We start from the raw sequence: 26,565 nt of genomic DNA, 5'->3' as shown, positions 1-26,565 counted from the left end.
TCCCCTCGCCTGCCGGAACACGCGTTTGCGCCTCTTCGCCCTTCTCCTCGGCCTACTGTTCAGTTTGACGGGCATTTCGGCGGCCGTCGCCCAGCCGGTGCAGAGCCAGCCAACGGGCGTCGTCGCCTTCGGGCCGCAGCGGACCGAGCGGATCGAGGCCGAACTGGTCCCGATGTCGCAATGGGTCGCGCCCGGTTCGACGACCGTGGTGGCGGTGCGCCAGAAGATTGCGCCCGGCTGGCACACCTATTGGCGCAATCCGGGCGACAGCGGCGGTGCGACCAGCCTGATCTGGACCCTGCCCGCCGGGGTGAGCGCCGATCCGATCCTGTGGCCCCTGCCCAGCCGCCAGCGGCTGATGAGCCTGATGAACTACGGCTATTCGGGCGCGGTGCTCTTGCCCGTACCGATCCATGTGCCGCCGACGGAGCGGCCGGGCGAAGTGCTGACCCTGACGACGGATGTGCTGTTCCTGGTGTGCAGCGACCAGATGTGCGTGCCCGAGCCGATGACCCTGTCGCTGGCCCTGCCGGTGCGCGAGGGCGCAGCGCCCCTGGCCAAGCCCTGGGGTGAAGAGATCGAGCGGCTGGTCGAAACCGCGCCGCGCCCGGCCGGGATCGAGGCGCGCGTCACGCGTCAGGGCGGCCAACTGATTCTGACCGCCACCGGCGGGCCGCTGATTGGGGCCGACATCGGACAGGTCTATTTCTATCCTTTCGACGGCGGGCGCATCGACCATGCGGCGACCCAGTCGGGCCAGCGGGGACCGAACGGCCTGACCCTGACGCTGACGGCCGGCAAGGATGCCACGCAGACGGCGCTGAGCGGGGTCCTGGCCACCGACAAGGGCGCCTGGGAGGTCACGGCGGAGCCGGGCGCGCCTCTGGCGGGCGCCCAAGGCGGCGCGGCGCTGAAGCCGCTGGACGAGACCACGCCCACGCCGGCGAGAACCGGCGCTCTGGTCTTCCTTCAGACGCTGGGTCTGGCGCTGTTGGGCGGGCTGGTGCTGAACCTGATGCCGTGCGTCTTCCCGGTTCTGGCGATGAAGGCGGCGTCGCTGTCGGCGGCGGCGCATGATCCGGCGCGGGCGCGGCGCGACGGCCTGGCCTTCACCGCCGGGGTGCTGGTCAGCTTCCTGGTTCTGGCCGGCGCCCTGCTGGCGCTGAGGGCGGCGGGTCAGGCGATCGGCTGGGGTTTCCAGCTTCAGTCGCCGGGCGTGGTCGCGGCCCTGGCCCTGGTCATGCTGCTGGTCGGGCTGAACCTGTCGGGAGTCTTCCATGTGGGCGCCGGATTGCAGAACGCGGGGTCCGGCCCCCTGTCGCGCCTGCCCGGTGCGGTAGGCGCCTTCTTCACCGGAGTTCTGGCCGTGGTCGTCGCAGCGCCCTGCACCGCGCCCTTCATGGCCGCAGCGCTCGGCGCGGCCCTGGTCCTGTCCTGGCCGATGGCGCTGGCCGTGTTCCTGGTGCTGGGGCTGGGTCTGGCCCTGCCCTATCTGGCGGTCAGCCTGTCGCCCGGCCTGCTGTCGCGCCTGCCGCGACCCGGCGTCTGGATGGAGCGGCTGAAGGGTCTGCTGGCCTTTCCCATGTATGGGGCGGCGCTGTGGCTGTTGTGGGTGTTCACGCGGCAGGGCGGCGTCGACGCCCTGGGCCTGCTGCTGACAGCGGCGCTGCTGCTGGCTCTGGCGGCCTGGTTGACGGGCCTGGCGCAAGCGGCGCGCCAGCGTGATGAACGGTCGATGCTGACCACGATCTGCGCGATCGTCATCGGCGTTCTGGCGCTGGGCCTGGCAGGCGTTGCGGCCGGTGCGGCGCGAGATATGGACGCCGCGCCTCAAGGCGACAGCGGCCCGCTGGCGGCCCAGCCCTGGTCGGCGGCGGCGGTGAATGCAGCGACCGCGTCGGGGCGACCCGTGCTGGTCAATCTGACCGCCGACTGGTGCGTGACGTGCAAGATCAACGAACGCGCGGCCCTGTCTTCGCCGCGTGTCGCCAAGGCGATGCGCGAAGCGAACGCCGCCTATCTGGTCGGCGACTGGACCCGGCGCGACGACGCCATCACCCGCGAGCTTCAGGCGCATGGGCGTTCAGGCGTGCCGCTGTATCTGCTGTATCGACCGGGCCGGGCCGATCCGGAAATCCTGCCGCAGCTGTTGACCGAGGGCGTGGTCGTGGATGCGCTGAAGGATTGAGCGTCAGCTCAGGAACCGCTGCACCGCCGCCAGAAACCGCTGCGGCTGCTGCATCATCACCTGGTGTTCGGCGCCTTCGATCCGCTCGAACCGGGCCGTGCGCGGCAAGCCTTCGAAGCCGTAGCGATACAGCCCCTCCAGCCGGTTGCGCGGTGCCTCGGGATTGCGGGTCCAGCCATAGACGACGGTGACCGGGGCGGTGATCTCAGACAGGCGGGGGCGCAGATCGACGGTCAGGGCCTCATACAGACCCTGAGCCAGGACGCGCCGGTCGCCGCCCTGAAGCCCCAGCCCCTCGAACACCATGTCGCCGGCCAGACCCATGTCCACGCCAAAGGCCGCGACCTGGGACTTCAGCGCCTGATCGCCGAACAGGAGCAGGGCCTGATAGCCCAGACGGGCCAGGGGCTCGACCTGATCGGATGTGGTGCGGGCATCGATCAGGGACGGGAAGAAGGGCGAGGAATCGACCACCATGACGCGCCCGATCCGGTCGCCCATATCGGCGGCGACGCGCAGGGCGATCTGGCCGCCCAGCGAATGGCCGATCACGGCGGGACGATCGATGCGCTGTTCGCGGATGTAGCGTTCGATCTCGCTGGCGGCGGGGCCGGCCAGACCGCCGCTGACATTGTCGCCGATCTGGGTCTCGCCAAAGCCGCGCAGGGTGACCAGATGCACCCGGTAGCGGTTATCGAGCCGATCCGCCGTCGACCGCCAGGCCGAGCCGGTCGAACCCAGGCCGGGAATGAAGATGATGTCCGGCCCCCGCCCGCGCGTCTCGACGATGATGCGGCTGGAGCTGAAGGCCGGGGCGGCCTGTGACTGCACCTTGGCCTGGACGGCGACCGGGGCGAGGACGAACAGGGTTGCAAGCAGCGAGGCGAGAAGGCGGATCATCATCCGCCCCTAACGCCCGATCACGGCGATCGGTTGACGCGTGCGTGCGACCTATCGCCCCTTGAACTCGGGTTTGCGCTTTTCGACGAAGGCGGACATGCCTTCCTTCTGGTCCTCGAAGGCGAACAGGGAGTGGAACAGGCGGCGTTCGAACTGGACTCCTTGCGTCAAGGTCGTCTCCAGCGCGGCGTTGACCATCTCCTTATTGGCAATGATCGCCAGCGGGCTTTGCGAGGCGATTTTGGCGGCGATCTTGCGCGTTTCGTCCAGCAGGGTGTCGTGCGGGAAGACGCGCGAGGCCAGGCCGGCGCGTTCCGCTTCCGCCGCATCCATCATCCGGGCGGTCAGGACCATGTCCATGGCCTTGGACTTGCCCACCAGTCGGGTCAGGCGCTGGGACCCGCCGATGCCCGGCGCGACGCCCAGGTTGATCTCGGGCTGGCCGAACTTCGCCTTGTCCGAGGCGACGATGAAGTCGCACAGCATGGCCAGTTCGCAGCCGCCGCCCAGGGCGAAGCCGTTCACCGCGGCGATGATCGGCTTTCTGAACCGGGTGATGCGGTCGTGACCGAGGGCGAAATAGTTGCCCGTGTACATCTGGGCATACGTCTGGTCCGCCATCTCCTTGATGTCGGCGCCGGCGGCGAAGGCCTTTTCGCCCGCGCCGGTCAGGATCAGGCAGCGCACGCTGTCGTCATGCTCGACGCTGTCCAGGAAGTCGGCCAGATCCTTGAACAGGGCCGCGTTCAGCGCGTTCAGAGCCTCGGGCCGGTTCAGGGTCACCACCGCATAGCCGTCGGCGTGGCGTTCGATCAGCAGGTTGGAATAGGCGTCGGCCATGGTTGGTCTCCTTTGACGGCGGTCATACAGGCGCGCGGCGGGGCCCGCTAGCGCAGGCGCTATCGTCGGGGCATCAGCGCCAAGGTCAGGGCGGCGCGGACCAGTTCGACCACGACGACCATGCCCAGCAGAAGATTGGCGGCGATCACCTGACCCCGCGCGCCCGACAGGTCCAGCGTCCAGCCGAAGACGGACGACAGGGCCAGGACCAGCGCCGAGATCAGGACCAGGCCCACCAGCAGCATCAGGGCGATATGGCCCGCCTTCAGCGCCGCCTGAAGCGTCGGCCCCTCGTCCAGCACGCGGGCGCGACGGCGCAACAGACGCGCGATCAGGCCGGTGGCGGCGGCCTCGGCGACGGCGGCGACGACCAGGGCGGCGACGAACCACCAGATCAGGTCGCCGAGATCGCCGGCGCGCAAACCCTGGACGAAGTGGACGAAATAGGCGCCCCAGACCAGGACGCCGACGATCAGACTGATCCACAGGTGGATTTTGCGCATCGTTCAGTCCTCCAGCCCGACCATGGCGGCCAGTTTCCGCACTGTGTTCCAGTTGCGGCCGGTGCCGACGCCGATCAGGCGCGGCTGGGCCTTTTCCGCCATCTTCGAGCGGCCCAGGCCGTCGGGGTGCCAGAAAAACAGGTCTCCGCCGACCGGCTCGACTCGCTCGGCGCCGGCCGCGAAGCCGCGCAGGGCCTCGACCGCCCCGTCCTTGATCCCGGCCTTCATCACCATGACCAGCAGTTTGGAGCTGTCGATCCTGGCCTGATCCGCGAACGGATTGGCGGCCATCAGCGCCGCCCATTGCGGCGGCGTGCGCACGATCACCTCGATGGGGCGACCGAAGTGGGCGGCGATGCCTTCTTCCAGCTGAGCCTCGACATCGGTTGGGTCGGCGTCGCTCTCGATCACCAGATTGCCGCTGGCCAGCAGGGTGCGCGGGTTGGCGAAACCGGCCTCGACGGCGATGGCCTTCAGCTCGGCCATCGGGACCTTAACCCCGCCCACATTGACGCCGCGCAACAGGCAGATGCGTTCGCTCATGGGCCTATCGTTTCTGGCAGGAGGGGCAGTAGAAGGTGGAGCGGCCGCCCTGGACGATGCGGGCGACCACGCCGGTGCATTTCTCACCACGGCAAGGCTCGCCCTCGCGGCTATAGACGTCGAAGCGGTGCTGGAAATAGCCCTGGCCGCCCTCGGCGTTGGCGAAGTCGCGCAGGGTCGAGCCGCCCGCCTCGATGGCGTCGTTCAGCACATTGCGGACCTCGGTCGCCAGACGCTCCAGCCGGGCCTTCGACACCGATCCGGCCGCGACCAGGGGCGAGATGCGGGCGCGGTACAGGGCCTCGCACACATAGATATTGCCCAGACCGGCGACGATCCGCTGATCCAGCAGACTGACCTTGATGTTCTGCTTCTTGCCGGCGAAGGCCTCGACCAGATGGGCGCCGGAAAAGCCGTTGCCCAGCGGCTCTGGCCCCAGGCCGGCGAACCAGGGATGGGTCTCGATCTGATCGGTGGAGATCAGGCCCATGAAGCCGAACCGGCGCGCGTCGGCGTACCCGATGCGGGTCGCCGCCCTATCGCGGATGGCGCAGCCGCTGAAATGTTCGTGCTTGCCGGCGATCGGCGCGGCCTCCTCGAACTCGCCCAGCAGGGTGCCGTCCAGAGTGAACCGGCCGGTCATGCCCAGGTGGGTGATCCAGGTCTCGCCGGTCGAGAGCGGCATGAGCAGATATTTGGCCCGCCGGTCCACCCGCAGGACCGTCGCCCCCTCCAGTCGTTCGACGAACCGCGCGGGGAAGGGAAATCGCAGGTCGGGCCGGTTGATCCGGACCCGCGAGAGCCGCGCGCTCTCCAGCACCGGCGTCAGGCCGCGTCGGACGGTTTCGACCTCGGGAAGTTCGGGCATGGGCCGGTCCTAGCCCGTCAGGGTCGCGGGGCCAAGCGGCGGGGGCGCTCGCATCTGACCGCGACCAGTTGCCGCCTGCGACAGAATGCGCTTACGTCCGCGCAAACGTGGGACCGCGCATATGACAGACGCCGCCGCCGCCCCGAAGGGCCGGCTAGAACTTACGCTCCGCGCCCTGGTGCTGGGCTGCCTGCTGGCGGTGATCTTCACCGCCGCCAACACCTATCTGGGCCTGCTGGTCGGCCTGACCTTCGCCTCGGCCATTCCGGCGGCGGTGATCTCGATGGCGGTGCTGCGGGCGTTCCGCACCTCGACCATCTGGGAGAATATGACCGTCCAGACCGTGGCCTCGGTCGGCGGGGCCATGAGCTCGATCATCTTCGTCCTGCCGGGCCTGGTGATGATCGGCTGGTGGCTGGAGTTTCCGTTCTGGCAGTCGGTGGCGATCTGCATTCTGGGCGGCGTGCTGGGCGTCACCTTCTCGATCCCGCTGCGCCGGGCGCTGGTCACGGGCGGCGGCCTGCCCTACCCCGAAGGCGTCGCCGCCGCCGAGGTGCTGAAGGTCGGCTCGCGCGGGGCCGAACAGACCGAAAGCGCGGTGCGCGAGAACAAGTCGGGCCTGTGGGTCGTGGTCGCCGGCGCCGTGGTGTCGGCCGGCTACGCCCTGCTGGTCGCGGGTCGGGTCTTTGCGGGCGAGGCGGCGAAGTTCTTCAAGCTGCCGGCCGCGCTGGGCGGCGGGGCCACGGGCATGGGCTTCGGCATGCAGTTCGCCCTGCTAGGGGCCGGTCACCTGATCGGCCTGACGGTCGGTCTGGCGCAACTGTTCGGCCTGGTGCTGGCCTGGGCCATCGCCGTGCCGATCCTGACCAGTCCGGACACAGTCGCCTGGCTGACGGCGCACGGCATTCCGTCGATCGCCTCGACCCTGCCCGCCGGCGCGCCGGCCGAGGAGCTGGCGACCACCGTCTGGGCGCGCGAGGTCCGCTTCATGGGCGCGGGCGTCATCGGGGTCGCCGCCATCTGGACCCTGATCAAACTGGCCGGTCCGCTGATCGGCGGCCTGACCTCGGCGCTGGCCGCCAACGCCAAACGCGCCCACGGCGAGGTGCTTGAGCGCACCGAACAAGATTTGCCGATCAAACTGGTGGGCGGCGTGTCGGTCGCCTGCCTGGTCGGCATCGCCGGCCTTCTGGCCTGGTTCGCCCAGAGCGCCCCGGCGCTGGCGGGCTCGACGCCGCTCCTGGTGATCGGCGGCCTGGTCTATGTGGTGCTGACCGGTTTCGCCGTGGCGGCCATCTGCGGGTACATGGCCGGTCTGATCGGCTCGTCGAACAGCCCCGTGTCGGGCGTCGGCATCCTGGCCATCGTCATCGCCTCGCTGCTGATGCTGGGCGTCATGGCCGTCGCCGGCGTGCCGGCCGATCCGTCGATCATCGCCTTCGCCCTGATCGTGACGGCGGTCGTCTTCGCCGTCGCCGTCATCGCCAATGACAACCTTCAGGACCTGAAGACGGGCCAGTTGGTCGAGGCCACGCCGTGGCGCCAGCAGGTCGCGCTGATCGTCGGCGTCGGCGCCGGCGCCTTGGTGATCCCCTTCATCCTGAACCTGCTGAACCAGGCCTTCGGCTTCGAAGGCGGCCCGCCCGCCATCGTGGAAGGCGCCAAGACCCTGGCGGCGCCCCAGGCGACCCTGATCTCGGCCCTGGCGCGCGGCGTCATCGGCGGCGATCTGCGCTGGGACCTGATCGGTCTGGGCGCGGCGATCGGCGTGGTCATCATCGTGCTGGACGCCGTGGTGTCGAAGGCGACCAAGGGCAAGGTCAAGCTGCCGCCGCTGGCCGTCGGCATCGGCTTCTATCTGCCGGCTGCGGTGACGACCATGTTGGTCATCGGCGCCGTCGCCGGATGGATCTACGACAAGGCGGTCTCGTCCACGCGCTACGCCGACGTGGCGCGGCGGATGGGCGTGCTGCTGGCCTCGGGCCTGATCGTGGGCGAGAGTCTGTTCGGCGTCTTCACCGCCGGCGTCATCGTGGCGACCAGGGACGACGCGCCCTTCGCCATGCTGCCCGAGGGTTCGGCCTGGCCGGCCATGCTGGCAGGCATCGTCGGCTTTGCCGTCGCGGTGTTCGGCCTGTACGCCTGGACCCGCAGCCGGGCTTCGAAGGTCTAGGGGCAAAGCCCAATCAAAAAGAAAGAAAGGCCGCCCTTCGGGCGGCCTTTTGCATTTCAGGCGGCGCTCCGCGTCGCGACCATCATATAGTTGATGCCCGCATCGTCGGTCTGGCTCCATCGGTCGTGAAGCGGGTCGTAGTTCAAGCCATAGGGTCCCTCGACCGACACCGGCTCGGCGGCCAGCATCGTGCGGATTTCGTCGGGCTTGAGGAACTGGCGCCAGTCGTGGGTGCCGGCGGGAACCCAGCGCAGGATGTATTCCGCCGCCACCTTGCCCAGGGCCAGCGACTTCAGCGTGCGGTTCAGGGTAGCGACCATCATCACCCCGCCCGGCCGGACCAGGCGCGAACAGGCGCGCACGAAGCCTTCGGGATCGGCGACGTGTTCGATCACCTCCATCGTCAGGACCACGTCGAACGGCCCCGCCCCTTCCGCCTCGATCTGTTCGACCGTGGCGGCGCGATAGGCGATATCGAGGCCGACCATGTCGGCGTGGGCGCGGGCGGTGCCGATGTTCTCGGACGAGGCGTCGATGGCGGTGACGTCAAAGCCCATCCGCCGCATCGGCTCGGCGATAAGTCCGCCGCCGCACCCCACGTCCAGCAGGGTCAGACCTTCGAAGGGCGCCCGCGCCCTGGAATCGCGGCCCAGCCGCGTGCAAAGCTGGTCGCGGATCAAGGCCAGCCGCGCCGGGTTGAAGCGGTGCAGCGGCGCGAACGGCCCGTGCGCATCCCACCATTCGGCCGCCTGGGCCGAGAAGCGCGCCACGTCGGCGGGGTCGATCGATGCGCCGAACGCCGTTTCGGGCGAATTTTGCGAAAAACCATGCCCCTGTTGGGGTAGGCGAGACGGAGCGGCGCCGTTAGAAGCGGTCATGACGCGAGGGATGAACCTTCGCGCCCTTTCACGCAAGCAGGGGGCGGAACGCCACGATGACGCGGCCCGATACGACACGACTGGTGATGAAGTTCGGCGGCACCTCAATGGGCGACCTCGAACGCATTCGCCGTGCGGCGCGGATCGTCGCGGCCGAAGTGTCGGCGGGCAAACAGGTCGCCGTCGTCGTCTCCGCCATGGCGGGCAAGACCAACGAACTGGTCGCCTGGACCGACGGCGCCGGACCGGCCGCTGCGGGTCTGCCGCTCAGCGACGACGAATACGACGTGGTGGTCGCCTCGGGCGAACAGGTGACCTCGGGCCTGCTGGCCGCGACGCTGCGCAACATGGGCTTCAACGCGCGCTCGTGGATGGGCTGGCAGGTGCCGATCCTGACCGACGACGCCCACGCCCGCGCCCGCATCATCGACATTCCTGGCGAAAAACTGGGCGCCGCGGTCGACGCCGGCGAGATCGCCATCGTGCCCGGCTTCCAGGGCGTGACGTCGGACGGCAAGATCACGACCCTGGGGCGCGGCGGTTCGGACACCTCAGCGGTCGCCGTGGCGGCGGCCCTGGGCTGCCCCTGCGACATCTATACCGACGTGGACGGCGTCTATACGACCGATCCGCGCATCGAGAACCGTGCGCGCCGTCTGGCCAAGGTGTCCTACGAAGAGATGCTGGAAATGGCGTCCCTGGGCGCCAAGGTGCTGCAGACCCGCTCGGTCGAGCTGGCCATGGCCAAACAGGTCCCGGTCCGCGTCCTTTCAAGCTTTATCGAACCCGACGCGAATGGCGTCATGCCCGACAAGGGTGGAACCCTGATCTGCGACGAGGAGGAGATCGTGGAAAAACGTATCGTGTCCGGTGTGACCATGAGCCGTGACGAGGCCCGCATCACCCTGCTGGGCCTGTCCGACCGGGTGGACGCCCCCGCCGACGTCTTCACGCGCCTGGCCGAGGCCAACGTCAACGTCGACATGATCGTGCAGAGTCAGTCGCGCACCGCCGGAACCGTCAACCTGACCTTCACGACCGGCCGTCGCGACGCCGTGCGCGCCGCCGACCTGATGACCGCCGCCAAGGAGCAGCTCGGCTTCGAGGAAATCCGCGTCGACGAGGACGTGGCCAAGGTTTCGGTCGTCGGCGTGGGCATGCGCAGCCATGCGGGCGTCGCCCAGACCATGTTCAAGGCCTTGGCCGACAAGGGCGTGAAGTTCCAGGCGATCTCGACCTCCGAGATCAAGATCAGCGTGCTGATCGACGCCGCCTATGCCGAGCTGGCCGTTCGCGCCCTGCATTCGGCATATGGGCTGGACGCGGTATAGGGTGATTTCAGAAGGCGCCTAGGCGCCGGGGCGCGGGAGACATGATGCCGGCAGGCGGCGCGATGACCAGAGGACCCCGGATCCTCCTGCGCCAGATCCGCGAGGCTCTGGGCGGGGCCGGCGCGGGCGTGACGCCGGCGCAGGACCGGCTGAACATGGTCGTCAAGATCATCGCCCGGTCCATGGTCGCCGAAGTCTGCTCCATCTATCTGCGTCGCGCGTCGGGCGAGCTCGAGCTGTTCGCCACCGAGGGTCTGAATCCCGACGCCGTGCACAACACCCGGCTGCGGCCCGGCGAGGGCTTGGTCGGCGAGGTGGCGCGGATGGCCCAGCCCATCAGCCTGTCGGACGCCCCGTCGCATCCCTCCTTCTCCTATCGTCCCGAGACGGGCGAAGACCCCTATCACGCCTTCCTAGGCGCCCCCCTACTGCGCGGCGGCCGGGCCATCGGCGTCCTCGTCGTTCAGAACCGCACCGAGCGGCGCTATGACGAGGAAGAGGTCGAGGACATTCAGACCATCGCCATGGTCCTGTCCGAAACGGTGTCTTCCGGCGAGCTGCTGGCGCTGGACGAGCTGCGCGACGTGGAGCTGGCGCCGCACCGGCCCGAACGGCTGAAGGGCCAGAAGTTCGCCGACGGCCTGGCCTTCGGCCATGTGGTTCTGCACGAGGCGCCGCTGGCGCCCGAACGCCTGCTGTCCGACGACCCGGCGATGGAGGAGGCGCGGCTGAAGCTGGCGCTGGCCACGCTGAAGAGCGGTCTGGACGTCATGCTGGACAAGGGTCAGGGTCTGGCCGGTCCGTCGTTCGAGGTGCTGGAAACCTATCGGATGTTCGCCGACGACCGGGGCTGGAACCGGTCGCTGGAAGAGGCGGTGCGGAACGGTCTGACGGCCGAGGCGGCGGTGGACCGGGTCAGGAATGAACACCGCGCCCGCTTCGCCCAGGCGCGCGACCCCTATATCCGCGAGCGGCTGCACGACTTCGAGGACCTGGCCAACCGGCTGCTGCGGGTGCTGGCGGGCGACAAGCCGGGCGAGCGCGAACTGCCCGACGACGCCATCCTGGTGGCGCGCAACCTGGGCCCCGCCGACCTTTTGGAATATCCGCGCGACAAGCTGAAGGGGCTGTTGCTGGAAGAGGGCTCGGCCGCCAGCCACGCCGCCATCGTCGCGCGCGCGCTGCAGATACCGTGCGTCGGCCGTCTGATGGGCCTGCGCGACAGGCTGTCGGAAGGCGACATGGTCATCGCCGACGGCGAGACCGGCGAGACCTATCTGCGTCCCCGCCCCGACATGCTTGAGGCGGTGCAGTCGCGCATGGCCGTGCGCGAACAGCGCCAAGCCGAGTTCGCCCAGCTGCGCGACGTGCCGGCCGTGACCCTGGACGGGCAGCGGATCACGGTCCTGACCAATGCCGGCCTAGCGGTCGATCTGGAAAACATGATCGAGACGGGCGCCGAGGGCATCGGCCTGTTCCGCACCGAGTTCCAGTTCATGGTCTCGGACGAACTGCCCCGGCTGGACGCCCAGACGGCGCTCTACAAGCTGGTGCTGGATGCGGCGGGCGACAAACCCGTCACCTTCCGCACCCTGGACATCGGCGGCGACAAGGTCCTGCCGTATCTGGAGGCCGAGCGCGAAGAGAACCCCGCGCTGGGCCGTCGCGCCATCCGTTTGGGTCTGGATCGGCCGTCGCTGTTGCGGATGCAGCTTCGGGCGCTGCTGGCGGCGGGGGCCGGGCGCGAGCTGCGCGTCATGTTCCCGATGATCGCGACGGTGGACGAGTTCCGGGCCGCGCGCGAGCTGGTGGATATCGAATGCGCCTGGGCGCGGCGTCGCGGGCGCGCCTTGCCCGCCCTGCTGCGCGTCGGGGCGATGGTCGAATGCCCGTCCTTGTTGTGGCATCTGGACGCCTTGCTGGGGCTGACGGATTTCGTCTCCATCGGCACCAACGACCTGTTCCAGTATATGTACGCGGCCGACCGGACCAATCCGCTGGTGTCGGACCGCTATGACCCGCTGTCGCCGCCGACCCTGCGGGCGCTCCAGACCATCCAGAAGGCCTGCGCCGACACCGGCACGCCGGTCTCGATCTGCGGCGAGCTGGCGGGGCGGCCGCTGGAGGCCTTCGCCCTGATCGTGCTGGGCTTCACCCGACTGTCGGCGCCGGCGGGCGGTGTCGGGCCGGTCAAGCGGATGATCCTGTCGGCGGACCTGAATGCGGCCCGGCGCGGCATGGCCAATCTGCTGAACCTGTCCACCGGCTCGGTCCGAAACGAGATCGAATCCCTGGCCCGCAAGCTGAACGTCGCCGTCTGATCGCAGGCGTCTGGACGAATAGGCGGCGTTGCTGGTCGGCGCGCAATCGTCTATCTCGGGCCCTGTAGACGGCGCGTCGGCGCTGTGTTTCCCGGACATGGGGTCAGGCGTCATGGCGCGGAATGCGGGGGTCGCCCCCGAGGCGATCGAAAGCCTTGCGGACCGGCCCGATCCGACGGCCGCCTTCGTCGACGCCGCGACCCTGGGCGACGGCTTTCGCGCCGCCCGCGAGCGGTCGGGCAAATCGCCGGCCGAGCTGGCCGCCGAGACCAAGGTGCATCGCCGGTTCCTGACCGCCCTGGAGCAGAACGACTGGTCGTCCCTGCCCTCGCGCGTCTTCGCCCTGGGCTATGTCCGGGCCTACGCCTCGGCTCTGGCGCTGGACGAACAGACCGCCGTCGAGCGGTTCAAGCGCGAGAGCCCGGACACCTCCGTGCCGCTGAAGGCGCCCATCGGCATCGCCTTCGAGGACGTTAAACGCCATTCGCCGCGCATCGTCGCCGGCATCGCCGCCGTTGTGGTCGCCGTCATCGGCTGGAACGTGTTCCAGCGCGCCAGCCTGCATCGGACCGCCCATCCGTCCGATATCGCCGCCGTGCCCACGGCCTGGACCGGGGCGGCCGATCCCGATCCGCAGGTCGCGCTCAGCGCGCCCATGTCCGCCCCGCCCGACCAGACGACGCCGGCGTTGTACATCACACCAGGGCTGGAAGCCGAACTGACCGGGGTCGATCCGACCGATCCGGCCGTGATCGCCGCCGCCGCCAATCCGGAGCCGGTGCAGAAGGCGTTCAACCCACGCGGGGCGGTCTATGGCGCCGCGGCCAACGCCTCGATGGTGGTGATCCAGGCCAAGACGGCCGGCGCCTTGGTCGTGCGGCTGGGCGACGGACAGGCCCTGTTCGCGCGCCAGATGGCGCCGGGCGAGGCCTGGCGCGCGCCCATCGGCGTGGCGGCGACGGTGGACGTGTCCGACCCGGCCGCCTTCGACGTCTTCCTGAACGGCGAATACGGCGGACCCCTGGCCGGCGTGCTGACGCCATTGGCCCAGTTGAACAGCCGCGCGGACCAGGCGGCCAAGGCTCTGGCCGCCACGCAAGCGCGCGCCCAGGCCCAGGCCGCCCAGGCCCGGACCCAGGCGACCGCGACGCCAGGGGCGACGCCCTCCCCCGCGCCAGCGCCCTCTTCACCCGCCCCTGCGCCGAACTGATGCGTCGGCCGTGGTCCCGCCGTCATCATCGGCCTATATGATGCTCCCATGAGCGACCACACCCACGTCCGACCCTGGCGCCACATCGAGCGTCGCAAGAGCCGCCAGATCCGCGTCGGCTCCGTTCTTGTGGGCGGCGACGCCCCGATCAGCGTCCAGTCGATGACCAATACGCCGACGACGGATGCGGCGGCGACCATCGACCAGATCCGTCAGTTGGAAGAGGCCGGCGCCGACATCGTGCGCGTCTCCTGCCCCGACGTGGAATCGACCGCCGCCTTCAAGACCATCGTGCGCGAGGCCAAGGTTCCCTTGGTCGCCGACATCCACTTCCACTACAAGCGCGGCATCGAGGCCGCCGAGGCGGGCGCCGCCTGCCTGCGCATCAATCCGGGCAACATCGGTTCGGCCGACCGCGTCCGCGACGTGATCCAGGCAGCCAAGGATAACGGCTGTTCGATGCGGATCGGCGTCAACGCCGGCTCGCTGGAGAAGGAACTGCTGGAAAAATACGGCGAGCCCTGCCCCGACGCCATGGTCGAGAGCGCCCTGAACCACGCGCGCATCCTGCAGGACCACGACTTCCACGAGTTCAAGATCTCGGTGAAGGCGTCCGACCCCTTCCTGACCGTCGCCGCCTATCAGCAGCTGGCCGAGGCGATCGACTGCCCGCTTCATCTGGGCGTGACCGAGGCGGGGCCGTTGCGCACCGGCACCATCAAGTCCGCCATCGGCCTGGGGTCGATGTTGTGGGCGGGGATCGGCGACACCATCCGCGTCTCGCTCGCCGCCGATCCGGTGGAGGAGATCAAGGTCGGCTTCGACATCCTGAAGTCGCTGGGCCTGCGCCACCGGGGCGTCAACATCATCGCCTGCCCGTCCTGCGCGCGTCAGGGCTTCAACGTCATCGAGACGGTGGCGCTGCTGGAAGAGAAGCTGGCCCATATCTCGACGCCGATGAGCCTGTCGGTGATCGGCTGCGTCGTGAACGGACCGGGCGAGGCCCTCTATACCGACATCGGCTTCACCGGCGGCGGCAAGGGCGCGGGCATGATCTATCTGAATGGCAAGATCGCCCACAAACAGGCCAATGACGGCATGATCGACCACATCGTCGATCTGGTCGAACAGAAGGCCGCCGAACTGGACGCCGCCCGCGCGGCGGCGCTTCAGGCGGCGGAGTAGGCTGCGGAAGCCGCCTATGCGGGGTGGCGATGCCGACGGTATTCTTAAATCAAAGTCGAAATCGGATCGGCGGCGGGTGCGAGCCCGCCGCCGTTTTGCGTTTCAGATCACCTTGAACAGACGCAGAGCCTGATAGCCGGCGGACAGGAGCACCACGGCGCCAACGCCGTAGGTCAGGGCGCGGCGCGGGGCGATGCGGGCGATGACACCGGCGAAGGGGGCGGCGATCAGGCCGCCGAGGATCAGGCCCAGCACCGCCATGGCGTGGGTCGAGAAGCCCTCGGCCTCCTGCCAATGTCCGGTCAGCAGGGCGACCAGGAAGGTGGCGGAAATGGCGGAGGTGACGAAGAACTCCGCCGTATTGGTGGTGCCGATCGAGACGCGCGGATCCTGGCCCGTGCCGACCAGGGTGGTGGTGACCGTGGGTCCCCAGCCGCCGCCGCCGATGGCGTCGAAGAAGCCGCCGACCAGACCCAGAGGGCCGGCGAACTTGCGCGGGAAGATCCGCTCGCGCGTCTGACGCGTGGCGCGCCAGATGATCACCATGCCCATGACGGCCAGATAGGTGGTTATGAAGGGCTTCAGCAGATCGCCGTCGATGCTGGTCAGGACGAAGGCGCCGAAGCCGCCGCCGACGACGCCGCCCAGCGCCAGCGGCACGAACAGTTTCCAGTTCACATTCTTGTTGACCGTATGGGACCCGGCCGAGGCCGCCGTGGTGAAGACCTCGGCGGCGTGGACGCTGGCGGACGCCGTCGCGGGCGGCACACCGAACGACAGCAGGACGGTGGAGGAGATCACGCCATAGGCCATGCCCAGCGCCCCATCCACGATCTGGGCCAGAAAACCGACGGCGAGGAAGAGCAGGAAATCTTGCATGACGGCCTCTGAAACGTGGGGGAACGGTGCGGGCTATTTCCCTAGTCGGTCAATAGGAGAAGAAGTGACGGCGGCTTGCAGAAGGGTTCGCGCCTCGAAGACGGCGGCGATCGCGTCGCGCCCGTCCTGAAGCACAGGCTGCAACGGACAGGTCTCGACATCCGGGCAGGTTTCGCATGGACCATAGGCGGTGCGCGAGGCGCAGGGCGCGAGGGCCAGCGGGCCTTCCAGCGCGCGGATGACATCGGCGAAGCTGATGGCGTCGGCGGGCGCGCCCAGCGCATAGCCGCCCGCCCTGCCCCGCTTCGAGGCCAGCAGACCCCGACGGCGCAGATCCAGCAGAATGGCCTCCAGGAACTTTCGCGGAGCCGCCGCCGCCTCGGCAATCTCGGCGATGGTTGCGGGACCACCGTCCGGCAGACCGGCCAGATGCACCATGGCGCGCAGAGCATAGCGAGACCGGTTCGACAGCATGATCCGTGATCGCCCGGCTGAGCCGCCGACGCAAGCTGGGGGATCTGGATCCGGCCCTCAGGCGAGGCGCGCCACCGCCTCCAGAATCTGCGCGCCGTTATAGGGTTTCAGCACCAGGGCCTCGGCCATGTCCGCATTCTTCGCGGCGGCGGCGACATCGCCGGAGATGAAGATGACCCGTACGGCCCAGCGATCCGTCAGGACGCGGGCCAGTTCCACCCCGGTCATCTCGCCCGACAGGTTGATGTCCAGCAAGGCCGCATCGATGCTGTGCAGCGCAGCGGCGGCCTCGGCGGCGGCGGCGCTGTGGAACGGGCCGACGACATTGTGACCCGCCTCGGTCAACAGTTCGGTCAGCGAGGCGGCGGCGTCGGGATCGTCCTCGACCACCAGCAGGGTCAGGAGCTCGACCTCGGCCGGCGCCGTGGCGTCAAGCGGCACCTGGCGGGTGACGACGGCGCGAAGGTCGCGCCAGACATCGGTCGAGGGGCGGTCGGTGTCCAGATCATAGATGGCGGCCATGGCCCTCAGTTCGCGGGCGTCCTCGGGCGACAGGTCGCCGCCGGTCTCGGCCAGACGGCTGTCGTACAGGCGGCACAGGCGATCGACGCTTTCGGCGACCTCGGCGGCGTCGGGGTGCGACGGGGGCGGGCGATCGAACATGGCGTCCTCCTTAAGGTTGTTCGGCCTCAACTAATGGCTTTGAGCCGATTGCGTCACCGCGACTGACGCCATCGTGACCCGGCCGTTATCGCCGATCACAAGCGCGGCGCCGGCGCCGGTCCACGCCCCGACACGGCTTGCAATCGACACGACGGCCCCCGGCGGGTAAGGACGGCGCTCCGCTTTTTCTCAGGACCTTTCCCTCTTGCGACTGCCCCAGGCCCGTCTCGATCAGGTGCTCGACCGTTTCCACGAGGTGGAGGCGCGCATGGGTTCGGCGACCGACGGCGCCGAGATCGTGCGGCTGTCCAAGGAGCACGCCGAGTTGAAGCCCGTCGTCGATGCGGTCCAGGGCCTGGCCCGGGCGCGCGCCGAAATGGCGGACCTGGAGGCCATGACGGCCGACCCGGAAATGGCGGCGATGGCCGAGGAGGAGCTGCGGGCGCTGACCGACAGGCTGCCCGAGCTGGAACGCGAGGTCGCCCTGCTGCTGGCCCCGCGCGACGCCGACGAGAACGCCTCGGCCGTTCTGGAAGTGCGCGCCGGCACCGGCGGGGACGAGGCGGCCCTGTTCGCAGGTGATCTGTTCCGCATGTATTCGCGCTACGCCTCAACGCGCGGCTGGCGGATCGAGCTGGATTCCGCGACCGAGGGCGACGCCGGCGGCTATAAGGAGATCATCGCCACGGTGACGGGCGAAGGCGTGTTCGGCCGGCTGAAGTTCGAGAGCGGCGTTCACCGGGTGCAGCGCGTGCCGACGACCGAGTCGCAGGGACGCATCCACACCTCTGCGGCGACGGTGGCGGTCCTGCCCGAGGTCGAGGACGTGGAGATCGAAATCCACGACAAGGACATCCGCATCGACACCTTCCGCGCGTCGGGCTCGGGCGGTCAGCACGTCAATACGACCGATTCCGCCGTGCGCATCACCCACCTGCCCACCGGCATCATGGTGACGTCGTCGGAGAAGTCCCAGCACGTCAATCGCGACAAGGCGATGAAGAACCTGCGCGTGCGCCTGTACGACATGCAGCGCCAGGCCAAGGACCTGGCCCGCTCGGACAGCCGCAAGTCCCAGGTCGGTTCGGGCGACCGGTCGGAACGGATCCGCACCTACAACTATCCGCAAGGGCGGGTCAGCGATCACCGCATAAACCTGACCCTGCACAGCCTGCCCCAGATCATGGAAGGCGATATCGATCCGCTGCTGAACGCCCTGATCGCCGAGGACCAGGCGGCGCGTCTGGCCGACCTGGAAGCCGAGTTCGGCTGATCAGCCCAGGACGCCGGTCAGCGGCAGCCACAGCACCACGCCGGTGACGGCGGTGTAGGCGGCGAAGGCATGCACTGACTTCAACCGGCCGCTGGCCAGCGGGCTGTCGAGATCGGCGCGGTTGACCCACAGCAGATAGGCGGCCTGGATCGCCCAACCGGCGAGGAAGGCGACCACGGCCCAAGCGCTGAGCGCCGCCAGCGCGACGCCCGACATCAGCACCACCACGCCGCCCAGGGCGATCACGCCGTCTGCGATCTGATCGTTAGCGGGAACGGCGATGACGCCGGCCAAGGCCCGTTGCAGACGCCAGTTGAGCCAGGCCTGATACAAAAGCATCAGTCCGCCCAAGACGTAGAACATCCCTATCGCGCGCGCCGCCCACTCCATGTCCGAAATAAGGCGCCATTTTCGGCGCTTGTAATCAGGGAAAATGCGGCGCCGATTCGGATCGTTAACGACCGGCGCAAATTAGACACAACCGTTGGTCTGCGAGCGCGCCCGCTAAGCTTTGGCGGCCAGGGCGCGCTGAACCGCCGGACGCGCCTTCATGTGCTCGAAATGCGCTTGGACGCGTGGGAACGCGGCGATGTCCACGCCGTCGCTTTCCAGCCAGCCGGCGAAGGTGAACAGATAGGGGTCCGCGACCGTATAGGCGTCGCCCATCGCCCATTCGCCGGTCAGGTCCGCCTCGATCCGGGCGAAGCCGTCGCGCATGTTCTGCGTGACCTTGGCCGCCATCGACGCCTGGGCGGCGGCATCGTCGCTCCAGCGCGCGGCGCGACGACCGTGGGCGTGGGCGACGTGGATGGTGGTGGCCAGAAAGAGGTTGAACGCCTGCATCCGCGCAAAGGCGAAGGGATCGCTCGGCGCCAAGAGGCCGGGCGGCGACAGGGCTGCGATGTGCGCCAGAATGGCCGGGCTCTCGGTCAGGACGCCCTGATCGGTCGCGAGCGCAGGAACGCGCCCCTTGGGATTGATCGCCAGATAGGCCGTCTCGCGCTGCTCGGCCTTGGCGAAATCGACCAGACGAACCTCATAGGCCAGCCCCGACTCTTCCAGCGCAATATGGCTGGCCCGGCTGCAGGATCCGGTCGCGGCGTAGAGGGTCAGCATGGTCGCGCCTCGCACCAAAGAAAAAGGCGACGAAATCATCGCCGCCTTTCAGGAAATCAGAGGTCCAGCAGGGCCCGCGCCGGATCTTCCAGCAGTTCCTTGACCCGGACCAGGAAGGTCACGGCTTCCTTGCCGTCCACGATGCGGTGATCGTAGCTGAGGGCCAGATACATCATCGGGCGGATCTTGACCTCGCCGTTGATGGCCATCGGGCGCTGGACGATGTTGTGCATGCCCAGGATGCCCGACTGAGGCGCATTCAGGATCGGCGTCGACATCAGCGAGCCATAGGTGCCGCCGTTGGTGATGGTGAAGGTGCCGCCCTGCATCTGATCCATGGTCAGCGAGCCGTCACGCGCGGCCTTGCCCAGGGCGCCGATGCCCTTTTCGATGCCGGCGAGCGACAGGGTGTCGGCGTCACGCAGTACAGGAACCACCAGACCCTTGTCGGTGCCGACGGCGACGCCGATGTCGTAGTGGTTCTTGTAGATGATGTCGGTGCCGTCGATCTCAGCGTTGACGGCCGGGATCTCATGCAGGGCCGCGACGACGGCCTTGGTGAAGAAGGACATGAAGCCCAGCTTCACGCCGTGGCGCTTTTCGAACACGTCCTTGTACTGGGCGCGCAGGGCCATGACGTTGGTCATGTCCACCTCGTTGAAGGTGGTCAGCTGGGCGGCCGTGTTCTGCGATTCCTTCAGGCGACGGGCGATGGTCTGACGCAAGCGCGTCATCTTCACCCGCTCTTCGCGCGGCTGGTCGGCGCGCGGGGCGGCCGGCGCAGCGGCGGCAGGGGCCGGAGCCGAGGCCTGGCCGATGGCGGCGATGGCGTCGGCCTTGGTGATGTTGCCCTTCGGTCCCGTGGCGTTGATGGCCTTGGGATCCAGATTGTGCTCGCCGACCACGCGCTGGACGGCGGGCGACAGGGTTTCGTTCTTGGCGGCCGAGACTTGGGCCGAGCCGGTGTTGGCCGGGGCGGCGGCGGGAGCCGGAGCGGCTGCGGCGGGAGCCGAGGCGGCGGCGGGCGCGCTCGCAGCACCCGAACCCGAGCCCGACCCTGAGATTGAGCCGATCTTCTGGCCCGGCGTGACGGTCGCGCCTTCGTCGGCGGCGATGGTTAGAACGCCGTCAGCCGGGGCGGAGACTTCGACCGCGACCTTGTCGGTCTCGATCTCGACCAGCAGTTCGTCCTTCTTGACCGTGTCGCCGTTCTTCTTGACCCACTTGCCCATCGAGCCTTCGGCGACGCTCTCGCCCATGACCGGCACGGTGATGTCGATCGCGGCGGCGGCGGCCGGAGCAGCGGCGGCCGGCGCGGCCTTGGCGTCAGGCTTGGCGGCCTTAGCAGGAGCGGGGGCCGGCGCAGCGGCCGGAGCGGCGCCGGCGGACGCGCCTTCCGTCACCGAACCCAGGACCGTGCCGGGAACGACATTGTCGCCCTCGGCCGCCTTGATGTCGCCCAGCACGCCGTCGGCGGGCGAGACGACCTCCAGCGAGACCTTGTCGGTCTCCAGCTCGACCAGCAGTTCGTCCTTCTTGACCGGATCACCGACCTTCTTGGTCCACTTTGCGATGGTGGCTTCGGTGACGGATTCACCGAGGGCGGGGGTCAGGATGTCGGCCATGTCAGGTCCAGCTCGTCTCTAGTCGGTCTTTTGTACGTGTATCAGGCGAAGGCTTCGGTCGTGAAGGCTTCGAGTTCCTTCAGATGCCGGCTCATCAGACCGGCGGCGGTCGAGGCCGAGCCGGGACGGCCGACGTAGCGGGCGCGCTTGGCCTTCACGTCCAGCTTGTCCAGCGTCAGCTCCAGCCACGGATCCACGAAGGTCCAGCCGCCCATGTTCTTCGGCTCTTCCTGGCACCAGACCAGTTCGGCGTTGGGGAAGCGGGCCAGTTCCTTGCGCAGCGACTGGATCGGCCACGGATAGAACTGTTCCAGACGCAGGATGTAGACGTCGTCCACCGCTTGGCCGTCCTTGGCCTTCTTCTCGCGCGCGTCCAGCAGGTCGTAATAGACCTTGCCCGAGCACAGGATGACGCGGCGGATGTCCTTGTCCGCCTTGATCGTGATGCCGGCGATCTCGGGCCGCGTCTGGGCGTCGTCGTGCAGGACGCGGTGGAAGGACGAGCCTTCGGCCAGATCGGCCAGGCTGGATACCGCCTTCTTGTGGCGCAGCAGCGACTTGGGCGTCATCAGGATCAGCGGCTTGCGGAACGGCCGGTGCATCTGGCGACGCAGGATGTGGAAATAGTTGGCCGGAGTGGTGCAGTTGGCGACCTGCATATTGTCTTCGGCGCAGGCCTGCAGGAAGCGCTCCAGACGGGCCGAGGAGTGTTCGGGTCCCTGGCCTTCATAGCCGTGCGGCAGCAGCATGGTCAGGCCGCTCATGCGCAGCCACTTGCGTTCGCCAGAGCTGATGAACTGGTCGATCACCACCTGGGCGCCGTTCACGAAGTCGCCGAACTGGGCTTCCCACATGACCAGCGTATTGGGGTCGGCCAGCGAATAGCCGTACTCGAAGCCCAGCACCGCCTCTTCGGACAGGGCCGAGTCGATGACCTCGAAATTGGCCTGGCCTTCGCGCAGGTTGTTCAGCGGGATGTAGCGCTCTTCGGTCGTCTGATCGATGATGCCCGAGTGACGCTGCGAGAAGGTGCCGCGCACCGAATCCTGACCCGACAGACGGATCGGGAAACCTTCATCGACCAGCGAGGCGAAGGCCAGGCTCTCGGCCGTGGCCCAGTCCAGGCCCTGGCCCGAGGTGACGGCTTCGCGGCGACCGTCGATGACGCGCTTCAGCGTCTTGTGCATGTCGACGCTGTTGGGGATCGTGGTCAGGCGATGGCCCAGGTCGGTCAGCTTGGCCAGCGGCACGGCGGTGTCGCCGCGCAGCTCGTCCTTGGGCGACTGGAAGCCCTGCCATTGGCCGTCCAGCCAGTCGGCCTTTTCGGCGGACCAGGTCTTGCCGGCCTCGAACTGCTCGTCGAGGAATTTCTCGAACCGCTCGACCTCGGCGTCCACCTCGGCCTGGCTGATCACGCCTTCGGCGACCAGACGCTGCGAATACAGTTCGCGCGTCGAGGGCTGGGCGCGGATCTTCGAATACATCAGCGGCTGGGTGAAGGTGGGGTCGTCCCCTTCGTTGTGGCCGAAGCGGCGGTAGCAGAACATGTCCACCACCACGTCCTTGTGGAACTTTTGGCGGTATTCGGTGGCCACCTTGGCGGCGAAGACGACCGCCTCGGGATCGTCGCCGTTGACGTGGAAGATCGGCGCCTGGACCATCAGGGCCACATCCGACGGATAGGGCGACGAGCGCGAGTTGCGCGGGCTGGTGGTGAAGCCGATCTGGTTGTTGATGACGAAGTGCAGCGTGCCGCCGGTGCGGTAGCCCTTCAGCCCCATCAGGGCGAAGCACTCCGCGACCACGCCCTGGCCGGCGAAGGCGGCGTCGCCGTGGATCAGCAGCGGCACGACCTTGGAACGGTCCAGCGCCCACTGCCCCTCGGGCACGCCCTCGTTGGCCTCGCGAATGTCGAACGCCTGTTTGGCGCGCGCCTTGCCCAGCACGACCGGGTTGACGATCTCGAGGTGGGACGGGTTGGCGGTCAGCGACAGGTGGACGTGGTTGCCGTCGAACTCGCGGTTCGACGAGGCGCCCATGTGATATTTGACGTCGCCCGAACCCTCGATGTCGCTCGGCACGGCCGAGCCGCCCTGGAACTCGTGGAAGATGACCTTGTAGGGCTTGCCCATCACGGCGGCGAGCACGTTCAGGCGGCCGCGGTGGGCCATGCCCAGCACGACTTCATCGACTCCCAGCGAACCGCCGCGCTTGATGACCTGCTCCAGCGCGGGGACCATGGCCTCGCCGCCGTCCAGGCCGAACCGCTTGGTGCCGGGGAAGCGCTTGTGCAGGAAGCGTTCGAAACCTTCGGCCTCGATCAGCTTGGACAGGATGGCCAGCTTGCCTTCCTTGGAGAAGGCGTTCTGCTCGAACTTGTCGGCGCCTTCGAACCGCTGCTGCAGCCAGGATTTCTCCTCGGGCTCAGCGATGTGCATGAACTGAATGCCGATGTTGCCGCAGTAGGTGCGCTTCAGAATCTCCAGCACTTCGCGGATCGTGCCGGTCTGAAGACCAAGCACGCCGTCCAGGAAGATCGGGCGGTCCAGATCGGCGCCGGTGAAGCCATAGAACTCGGGCGTCAGCTCGGGGTTCTCGACCGGCTGTTCGATACCCAGCGGGTCCAGCTTGGCCTGCAGGTGCCCGCGCACGCGATAGCTGCGGATCAGCATCAGGGCGCGGATGGAATCGTGGGCGGCGGCGCGGATCGCATCGGCCGAGACGTCGGCGGGCGCGGCCTTGGGCGCAGCAGCCGGCGCAGCGCCGGGCTTTTTGGGATCGGGCTTCGGCGCCGGCCAGCGACCGTCGAAGACGCCGGTCTCCTCCGTGGGTTCGGTCGCTGTGCCGCGACCCCAGCTGCCGGCGCCGGCCGAGGCGGTCACCACGGCGGCGTTGTCGCGCAGCTGGTCGAAGAAGGCTTTCCATTCGGCGGAGACGGAGCCGGGGTCTTTCGCCCACTTCTCCTGAAGCTCCTCGACGTAGGCCGCATTGGACCCGTAAAGGAATGAGGTCTCGGCAAAGACCTGGTTCAGCCGACCGGCATCGTCCGCCATCGTTTCGCAATCCCTGGGCCCCGACGGACACATCTCCGTGAGGGGCGCGCCTGTCATATAGGCGTCGTTTCCTGACGGGTCATGACCGAAACGGGGCAATTTGGTAGGAAATTGGTCGCAGGCCCAAGAAAAAACGCCCCCGGCCTGAGCCGAGGGCGTCCATCGATGCGTCACACGGCATTTTTGATGCCGAAAAGGCGCTCAAGCAGCGAGCCGCCGCGCGGCAAGCGATAGCGCCCGCGCGCAGCGCGCACTTGGAAAGGCTTAACCCTTCAGGACTTCGACCAAGGTCTTGCCGAGGCGCGCGGGCGATTCCGACATGCGGATGCCGGCGGCTTCCATCGCCGCGATCTTGGATTCCGCATCGCCCTTGCCGCCCGAGACGACGGCGCCGGCGTGGCCCATGGTGCGACCCTTGGGCGCCGTGCGGCCCGCGATGAAGCCGGCCATCGGCTTCTTGCGGCCCTTCTTGGCCTCGTCGATCAGGAACTGGGCGGCGTCTTCTTCCGCGCCGCCGCCGATTTCGCCGATCATGATGATCGAGGTGGTTTCCTCGTCGGCCAGGAACAGCTCAAGCACGTCGATGAATTCGGTGCCCTTGACCGGGTCGCCGCCGATGCCGACAGCCGTAGTCTGGCCCAGGCCTTCGTTGGTGGTCTGGAACACGGCTTCATAGGTCAGGGTGCCCGAACGCGACACGATGCCGACCGAGCCCTTCTTGAAGATGTTGCCCGGCATGATGCCGATCTTGCACTCGTCCGGCGTCAGGATGCCGGGGCAGTTCGGGCCCAGCAGGCGCGACTTGGAGCCTTCCAGGCGACGCTTGACCTTGACCATGTCCATCACCGGGATGCCCTCGGTGATGCAGGTGATGAAGGGGATTTCGGCGTCGATGGCTTCGATGATCGCGGCGGCCGCGCCCGACGGCGGGACGTAGATCACCGAGGCGTCGGCGCCCGTGGCGTCCTTGGCTTCGGCGACCGAGGCGTAGATCGGCAGGCTCTCACCGTGCGATCCGGTCCAGTTCGTGCCGCCCTTGGAGGGGTGCACGCCGGCGACCATCTGGGTGCCGTGATAGGCCAGCGCCTGTTCGGTGTGGAAGCCGCCGGTCTTGCCGGTCAGGCCCTGGACGATGATCTTGGTGTTCTTGTCGACGAGAATGGACATGGGTCTGTGCTCTGAATTCGATGTGTCAGCGGGGCGGTGGCGAGTAAGGCCGAAGCCTTAGCCGACCGCCGCGACGATCTTCTGGGCGGCGTCGTCGAGGTCGTCGGCGGCCTGGATGGTCAAGCCCGACTCGTTCAGGATTTTCTTGCCCAGTTCGGCGTTGGTGCCTTCCAGACGCACCACCAGCGGCACCTTCAGGCCCACTTCCTTCACGGCCGCGACCACACCCTCGGCGATGACGTCGCACTTCATGATGCCACCGAAGATGTTGACCAGGATGCCCTGGACGTTCGGGTCGGCGGTGATGATCTTGAAAGCCGCCGCGACCTTCTCCTTGCCGGCGCCGCCGCCGACGTCGCAAAAGTTGGCCGGCTCCTTGCCGTACAGCTTGATGATGTCCATCGTCGCCATGGCGAGCCCGGCGCCATTGACCATGCAGCCGATGTTGCCGTCCAGCGAGACGTAGGCGAGGTCCCACTTGGACGCTTCGATTTCCTTGGCGTCTTCTTCGGTTTCGTCGCGCAGTTCCTTGATGTCATCGTGGCGGAACAGGGCGTTGCCGTCGAAGCTGACCTTGGCGTCCAGAACGCGCAGGTGGCCGTCCTTCATCACGATCAGGGGGTTCACCTCCAGCATGTCCATGTCCTTCTCGACGAAGGCCTTGTACAGGGCGGGGAACAGCGACTTGGCGTCTTCGGCCGCGGCGCCGGTCAGGCCGTAGGCGGCGACGATGGCGGCGACGTCGGCGTCGGTTACGCCCGCGCTCGGGTCGATGACGATGTTCTGGATCTTCTCGGGCGTGTCGTGGGCGACGGTTTCGATGTCCATGCCGCCTTCGGTCGAGACGACGAAGGCGATGCGGCCATAGGCGCGGTCGACCAGCAGCGAGCAGTACAATTCACGCTCGATGTCGGCGCCGTCCTCGATGTAGAGGCGGTTGACCTGCTTGCCAGCGTCGCCCGTCTGGGCGGTGACCAGGGTGTTGCCCAGCATTTCCTTGGCGTGGGCGACGGCTTCCTCGGCCGAGAAGGCCAGGCGAACGCCGCCCTTGGCGTCGGCCGGCAGTTCCTTGAACTTGCCCTTGCCGCGGCCGCCGGCGTGGATTTGCGACTTCACGACATAGAGCGGGCCGGGCAGCGACTTGGCGGCCGCCTCGACCTGATCGACCGACGTCACCGCGACGCCTTCGGCGACCGGGGCACCGAAGCCTTTGAGGACCTGCTTGGCCTGATATTCGTGAATGTTCATGGGGGACCGTCGCAACCGCTGCTGGGAGAGTTGCGGGGCTTATAGGCCGCTCTTTTGCATTGCGCTACCGGCCTTCGGCCTGCTTGAGCGCTTCGCCTTCGCAGGTGCAAGCGTCCACAGCCCCCCT

The 26,565-nt window shown here is 68.0% G+C and carries 22 protein-coding genes; 7 read left to right on the top strand and 15 right to left on the bottom strand.

The features are described 5' to 3' along the window. Window positions 1-25: 25 nt before the first annotated feature. Complete coding sequence (locus VH88_RS00365) at window positions 26-2,188, top strand: protein-disulfide reductase DsbD (RefSeq protein WP_255360384.1); 2,163 nt, start codon at window positions 26-28, stop codon at window positions 2,186-2,188. 3 nt (window positions 2,189-2,191) lie between these two features. Here VH88_RS00365 and VH88_RS00360 read toward each other — a convergent pair whose 3' ends face one another. From VH88_RS00360 to mutM, 5 genes are read right to left on the bottom strand one after another with little or no spacing between them, the layout of a single operon-like run. Next, on the bottom strand, window positions 2,192-3,088 hold the full coding sequence (locus VH88_RS00360) for an alpha/beta fold hydrolase (RefSeq protein ID WP_197070948.1): 897 nt from the start codon (window positions 3,086-3,088) through the stop codon (window positions 2,192-2,194). 51 nt (window positions 3,089-3,139) lie between these two features. Then, window positions 3,140-3,928, bottom strand: a complete 789-nt coding sequence (locus tag VH88_RS00355; protein WP_045809489.1) for an enoyl-CoA hydratase-related protein — start codon at window positions 3,926-3,928, stop codon at window positions 3,140-3,142. 59 nt (window positions 3,929-3,987) lie between these two features. Beyond that, the gene (locus tag VH88_RS00350) at window positions 3,988-4,431 is read right to left on the bottom strand and encodes a hypothetical protein (protein ID WP_045809488.1); all 444 of its coding nucleotides are present in this window, start codon (window positions 4,429-4,431) and stop codon (window positions 3,988-3,990) included. Between the two features lie 3 nt (window positions 4,432-4,434). Continuing rightward, window positions 4,435-4,974: a DUF1697 domain-containing protein gene (locus VH88_RS00345; protein ID WP_045809487.1), complete on the bottom strand. Its 540-nt coding sequence runs from the start codon at window positions 4,972-4,974 to the stop codon at window positions 4,435-4,437. A 4-nt stretch (window positions 4,975-4,978) separates the two neighbouring features. Continuing rightward, complete coding sequence (mutM, locus tag VH88_RS00340) at window positions 4,979-5,842, bottom strand: bifunctional DNA-formamidopyrimidine glycosylase/DNA-(apurinic or apyrimidinic site) lyase (RefSeq protein ID WP_045809486.1); 864 nt, start codon at window positions 5,840-5,842, stop codon at window positions 4,979-4,981. Between the two features lie 121 nt (window positions 5,843-5,963). On the opposite strand from mutM, the gene VH88_RS00335 reads away from it, so the two are divergent. Beyond that, window positions 5,964-8,015 (top strand): OPT family oligopeptide transporter, encoded by a 2,052-nt coding sequence (locus VH88_RS00335; protein WP_045809485.1) that lies wholly within the window; start codon window positions 5,964-5,966, stop codon window positions 8,013-8,015. Window positions 8,016-8,071: 56 nt separating this feature from the next. Here VH88_RS00335 and ubiG read toward each other — a convergent pair whose 3' ends face one another. Continuing rightward, window positions 8,072-8,893 carry a bifunctional 2-polyprenyl-6-hydroxyphenol methylase/3-demethylubiquinol 3-O-methyltransferase UbiG gene (gene ubiG, locus VH88_RS00330; RefSeq protein ID WP_156146710.1) on the bottom strand — a complete coding sequence of 274 codons (822 nt, stop codon included), beginning with the start codon at window positions 8,891-8,893 and terminating at the stop codon, window positions 8,072-8,074. A gap of 56 nt (window positions 8,894-8,949) precedes the next feature. Here ubiG and VH88_RS00325 point away from each other — a divergent pair, with 56 nt between their 5' ends. The 4 genes from VH88_RS00325 to ispG all read left to right on the top strand — a co-directional run bounded on the left by VH88_RS00325 (window position 8,950) and on the right by ispG (window position 14,940). Then, on the top strand, window positions 8,950-10,224 hold the full coding sequence (locus tag VH88_RS00325) for an aspartate kinase (protein ID WP_045809484.1): 1,275 nt from the start codon (window positions 8,950-8,952) through the stop codon (window positions 10,222-10,224). Window positions 10,225-10,286: 62 nt separating this feature from the next. After that, window positions 10,287-12,545 carry a phosphoenolpyruvate--protein phosphotransferase gene (gene ptsP / locus VH88_RS00320; RefSeq protein WP_369796231.1) on the top strand — a complete coding sequence of 753 codons (2,259 nt, stop codon included), beginning with the start codon at window positions 10,287-10,289 and terminating at the stop codon, window positions 12,543-12,545. Between the two features lie 112 nt (window positions 12,546-12,657). Next, the gene (locus VH88_RS00315; RefSeq protein WP_197070947.1) at window positions 12,658-13,755 is read left to right on the top strand and encodes a RodZ family helix-turn-helix domain-containing protein; all 1,098 of its coding nucleotides are present in this window, start codon (window positions 12,658-12,660) and stop codon (window positions 13,753-13,755) included. A 48-nt stretch (window positions 13,756-13,803) separates the two neighbouring features. Then, on the top strand, window positions 13,804-14,940 hold the full coding sequence (ispG, locus tag VH88_RS00310; protein WP_045809482.1) for a flavodoxin-dependent (E)-4-hydroxy-3-methylbut-2-enyl-diphosphate synthase: 1,137 nt from the start codon (window positions 13,804-13,806) through the stop codon (window positions 14,938-14,940). A 102-nt stretch (window positions 14,941-15,042) separates the two neighbouring features. On the opposite strand, the gene VH88_RS00305 is transcribed toward ispG, so the two are convergent. The 3 genes from VH88_RS00305 to VH88_RS00295 are packed head-to-tail and all read right to left on the bottom strand — an operon-like array spanning window position 15,043 to window position 16,956. Further along, entirely contained in the window at window positions 15,043-15,819 is a 777-nt protein-coding gene (locus VH88_RS00305; RefSeq protein WP_045809481.1) for a sulfite exporter TauE/SafE family protein, read from the bottom strand. 33 nt (window positions 15,820-15,852) lie between these two features. Next, window positions 15,853-16,293: an Rrf2 family transcriptional regulator gene (locus tag VH88_RS00300; RefSeq protein WP_045809480.1), complete on the bottom strand. Its 441-nt coding sequence runs from the start codon at window positions 16,291-16,293 to the stop codon at window positions 15,853-15,855. Window positions 16,294-16,350: 57 nt separating this feature from the next. After that, window positions 16,351-16,956: a response regulator gene (locus VH88_RS00295; RefSeq protein ID WP_045809479.1), complete on the bottom strand. Its 606-nt coding sequence runs from the start codon at window positions 16,954-16,956 to the stop codon at window positions 16,351-16,353. Window positions 16,957-17,161: 205 nt separating this feature from the next. Between VH88_RS00295 and prfA the strand changes: the two genes are divergently transcribed. After that, a complete protein-coding gene (prfA, locus tag VH88_RS00290; protein WP_017505440.1) occupies window positions 17,162-18,229 on the top strand; it encodes a peptide chain release factor 1 in 1,068 nt (355 codons plus the stop codon). On the opposite strand, the gene VH88_RS00285 is transcribed toward prfA, so the two are convergent. The 6 genes from VH88_RS00285 to sucC form a co-directional block, all read right to left on the bottom strand. Then, the gene (locus tag VH88_RS00285) at window positions 18,230-18,592 is read right to left on the bottom strand and encodes a hypothetical protein (RefSeq protein ID WP_197070946.1); all 363 of its coding nucleotides are present in this window, start codon (window positions 18,590-18,592) and stop codon (window positions 18,230-18,232) included. A 141-nt stretch (window positions 18,593-18,733) separates the two neighbouring features. After that, a complete protein-coding gene (locus VH88_RS00280; RefSeq protein WP_045809579.1) occupies window positions 18,734-19,345 on the bottom strand; it encodes a glutathione S-transferase family protein in 612 nt (203 codons plus the stop codon). Between the two features lie 56 nt (window positions 19,346-19,401). Beyond that, window positions 19,402-20,970 (bottom strand): 2-oxoglutarate dehydrogenase complex dihydrolipoyllysine-residue succinyltransferase, encoded by a 1,569-nt coding sequence (odhB, locus tag VH88_RS00275; RefSeq protein WP_045809477.1) that lies wholly within the window; start codon window positions 20,968-20,970, stop codon window positions 19,402-19,404. A 41-nt stretch (window positions 20,971-21,011) separates the two neighbouring features. After that, the gene (locus tag VH88_RS00270) at window positions 21,012-24,023 is read right to left on the bottom strand and encodes a 2-oxoglutarate dehydrogenase E1 component (RefSeq protein WP_045809476.1); all 3,012 of its coding nucleotides are present in this window, start codon (window positions 24,021-24,023) and stop codon (window positions 21,012-21,014) included. 264 nt (window positions 24,024-24,287) lie between these two features. Continuing rightward, window positions 24,288-25,190 (bottom strand): succinate--CoA ligase subunit alpha, encoded by a 903-nt coding sequence (gene sucD / locus VH88_RS00265; RefSeq protein ID WP_045809475.1) that lies wholly within the window; start codon window positions 25,188-25,190, stop codon window positions 24,288-24,290. Between the two features lie 57 nt (window positions 25,191-25,247). After that, a complete protein-coding gene (sucC, locus tag VH88_RS00260) occupies window positions 25,248-26,438 on the bottom strand; it encodes an ADP-forming succinate--CoA ligase subunit beta (RefSeq protein WP_045809474.1) in 1,191 nt (396 codons plus the stop codon). Between the last annotated feature and the right edge of the window lie 127 nt (window positions 26,439-26,565).

It is taken from the genome of Brevundimonas sp. KM4 (genome assembly GCF_000964075.1).
Lineage (GTDB): Bacteria > Pseudomonadota > Alphaproteobacteria > Caulobacterales > Caulobacteraceae > Brevundimonas > Brevundimonas huaxiensis.
Note: the sequence above shows the minus strand (reverse complement) of the source record. Positions and strands in the feature narration are given on the sequence as shown.

Excerpts from the sequence above, each read along its gene's own strand:
- VH88_RS00360 (WP_197070948.1), bottom strand. The coding sequence starts at position 3,088 with ATGATCCGCCTTCTCGCCTCGCTGCTTGCAACCCTGTTCGTCCTCGCC.
- VH88_RS00355 (WP_045809489.1), bottom strand. The coding sequence starts at position 3,928 with ATGGCCGACGCCTATTCCAACCTGCTGATCGAACGCCACGCCGACGGC.
- VH88_RS00350 (WP_045809488.1), bottom strand. The coding sequence starts at position 4,431 with ATGCGCAAAATCCACCTGTGGATCAGTCTGATCGTCGGCGTCCTGGTC.
- VH88_RS00345 (WP_045809487.1), bottom strand. The coding sequence starts at position 4,974 with ATGAGCGAACGCATCTGCCTGTTGCGCGGCGTCAATGTGGGCGGGGTT.
- mutM (WP_045809486.1), bottom strand. The coding sequence starts at position 5,842 with ATGCCCGAACTTCCCGAGGTCGAAACCGTCCGACGCGGCCTGACGCCG.
- VH88_RS00335 (WP_045809485.1), top strand. The coding sequence starts at position 5,964 with ATGACAGACGCCGCCGCCGCCCCGAAGGGCCGGCTAGAACTTACGCTC.
- ubiG (WP_156146710.1), bottom strand. The coding sequence starts at position 8,893 with ATGACCGCTTCTAACGGCGCCGCTCCGTCTCGCCTACCCCAACAGGGG.
- VH88_RS00325 (WP_045809484.1), top strand. The coding sequence starts at position 8,950 with ATGACGCGGCCCGATACGACACGACTGGTGATGAAGTTCGGCGGCACC.
- ptsP (WP_369796231.1), top strand. The coding sequence starts at position 10,287 with ATGACCAGAGGACCCCGGATCCTCCTGCGCCAGATCCGCGAGGCTCTG.
- VH88_RS00315 (WP_197070947.1), top strand. The coding sequence starts at position 12,658 with ATGGCGCGGAATGCGGGGGTCGCCCCCGAGGCGATCGAAAGCCTTGCG.
- ispG (WP_045809482.1), top strand. The coding sequence starts at position 13,804 with ATGAGCGACCACACCCACGTCCGACCCTGGCGCCACATCGAGCGTCGC.
- VH88_RS00305 (WP_045809481.1), bottom strand. The coding sequence starts at position 15,819 with ATGCAAGATTTCCTGCTCTTCCTCGCCGTCGGTTTTCTGGCCCAGATC.
- VH88_RS00300 (WP_045809480.1), bottom strand. The coding sequence starts at position 16,293 with ATGCTGTCGAACCGGTCTCGCTATGCTCTGCGCGCCATGGTGCATCTG.
- VH88_RS00295 (WP_045809479.1), bottom strand. The coding sequence starts at position 16,956 with ATGTTCGATCGCCCGCCCCCGTCGCACCCCGACGCCGCCGAGGTCGCC.
- VH88_RS00285 (WP_197070946.1), bottom strand. The coding sequence starts at position 18,592 with ATGTTCTACGTCTTGGGCGGACTGATGCTTTTGTATCAGGCCTGGCTC.
- VH88_RS00280 (WP_045809579.1), bottom strand. The coding sequence starts at position 19,345 with ATGCTGACCCTCTACGCCGCGACCGGATCCTGCAGCCGGGCCAGCCAT.
- odhB (WP_045809477.1), bottom strand. The coding sequence starts at position 20,970 with ATGGCCGACATCCTGACCCCCGCCCTCGGTGAATCCGTCACCGAAGCC.
- VH88_RS00270 (WP_045809476.1), bottom strand. The coding sequence starts at position 24,023 with ATGGCGGACGATGCCGGTCGGCTGAACCAGGTCTTTGCCGAGACCTCA.
- sucD (WP_045809475.1), bottom strand. The coding sequence starts at position 25,190 with ATGTCCATTCTCGTCGACAAGAACACCAAGATCATCGTCCAGGGCCTG.
- sucC (WP_045809474.1), bottom strand. The coding sequence starts at position 26,438 with ATGAACATTCACGAATATCAGGCCAAGCAGGTCCTCAAAGGCTTCGGT.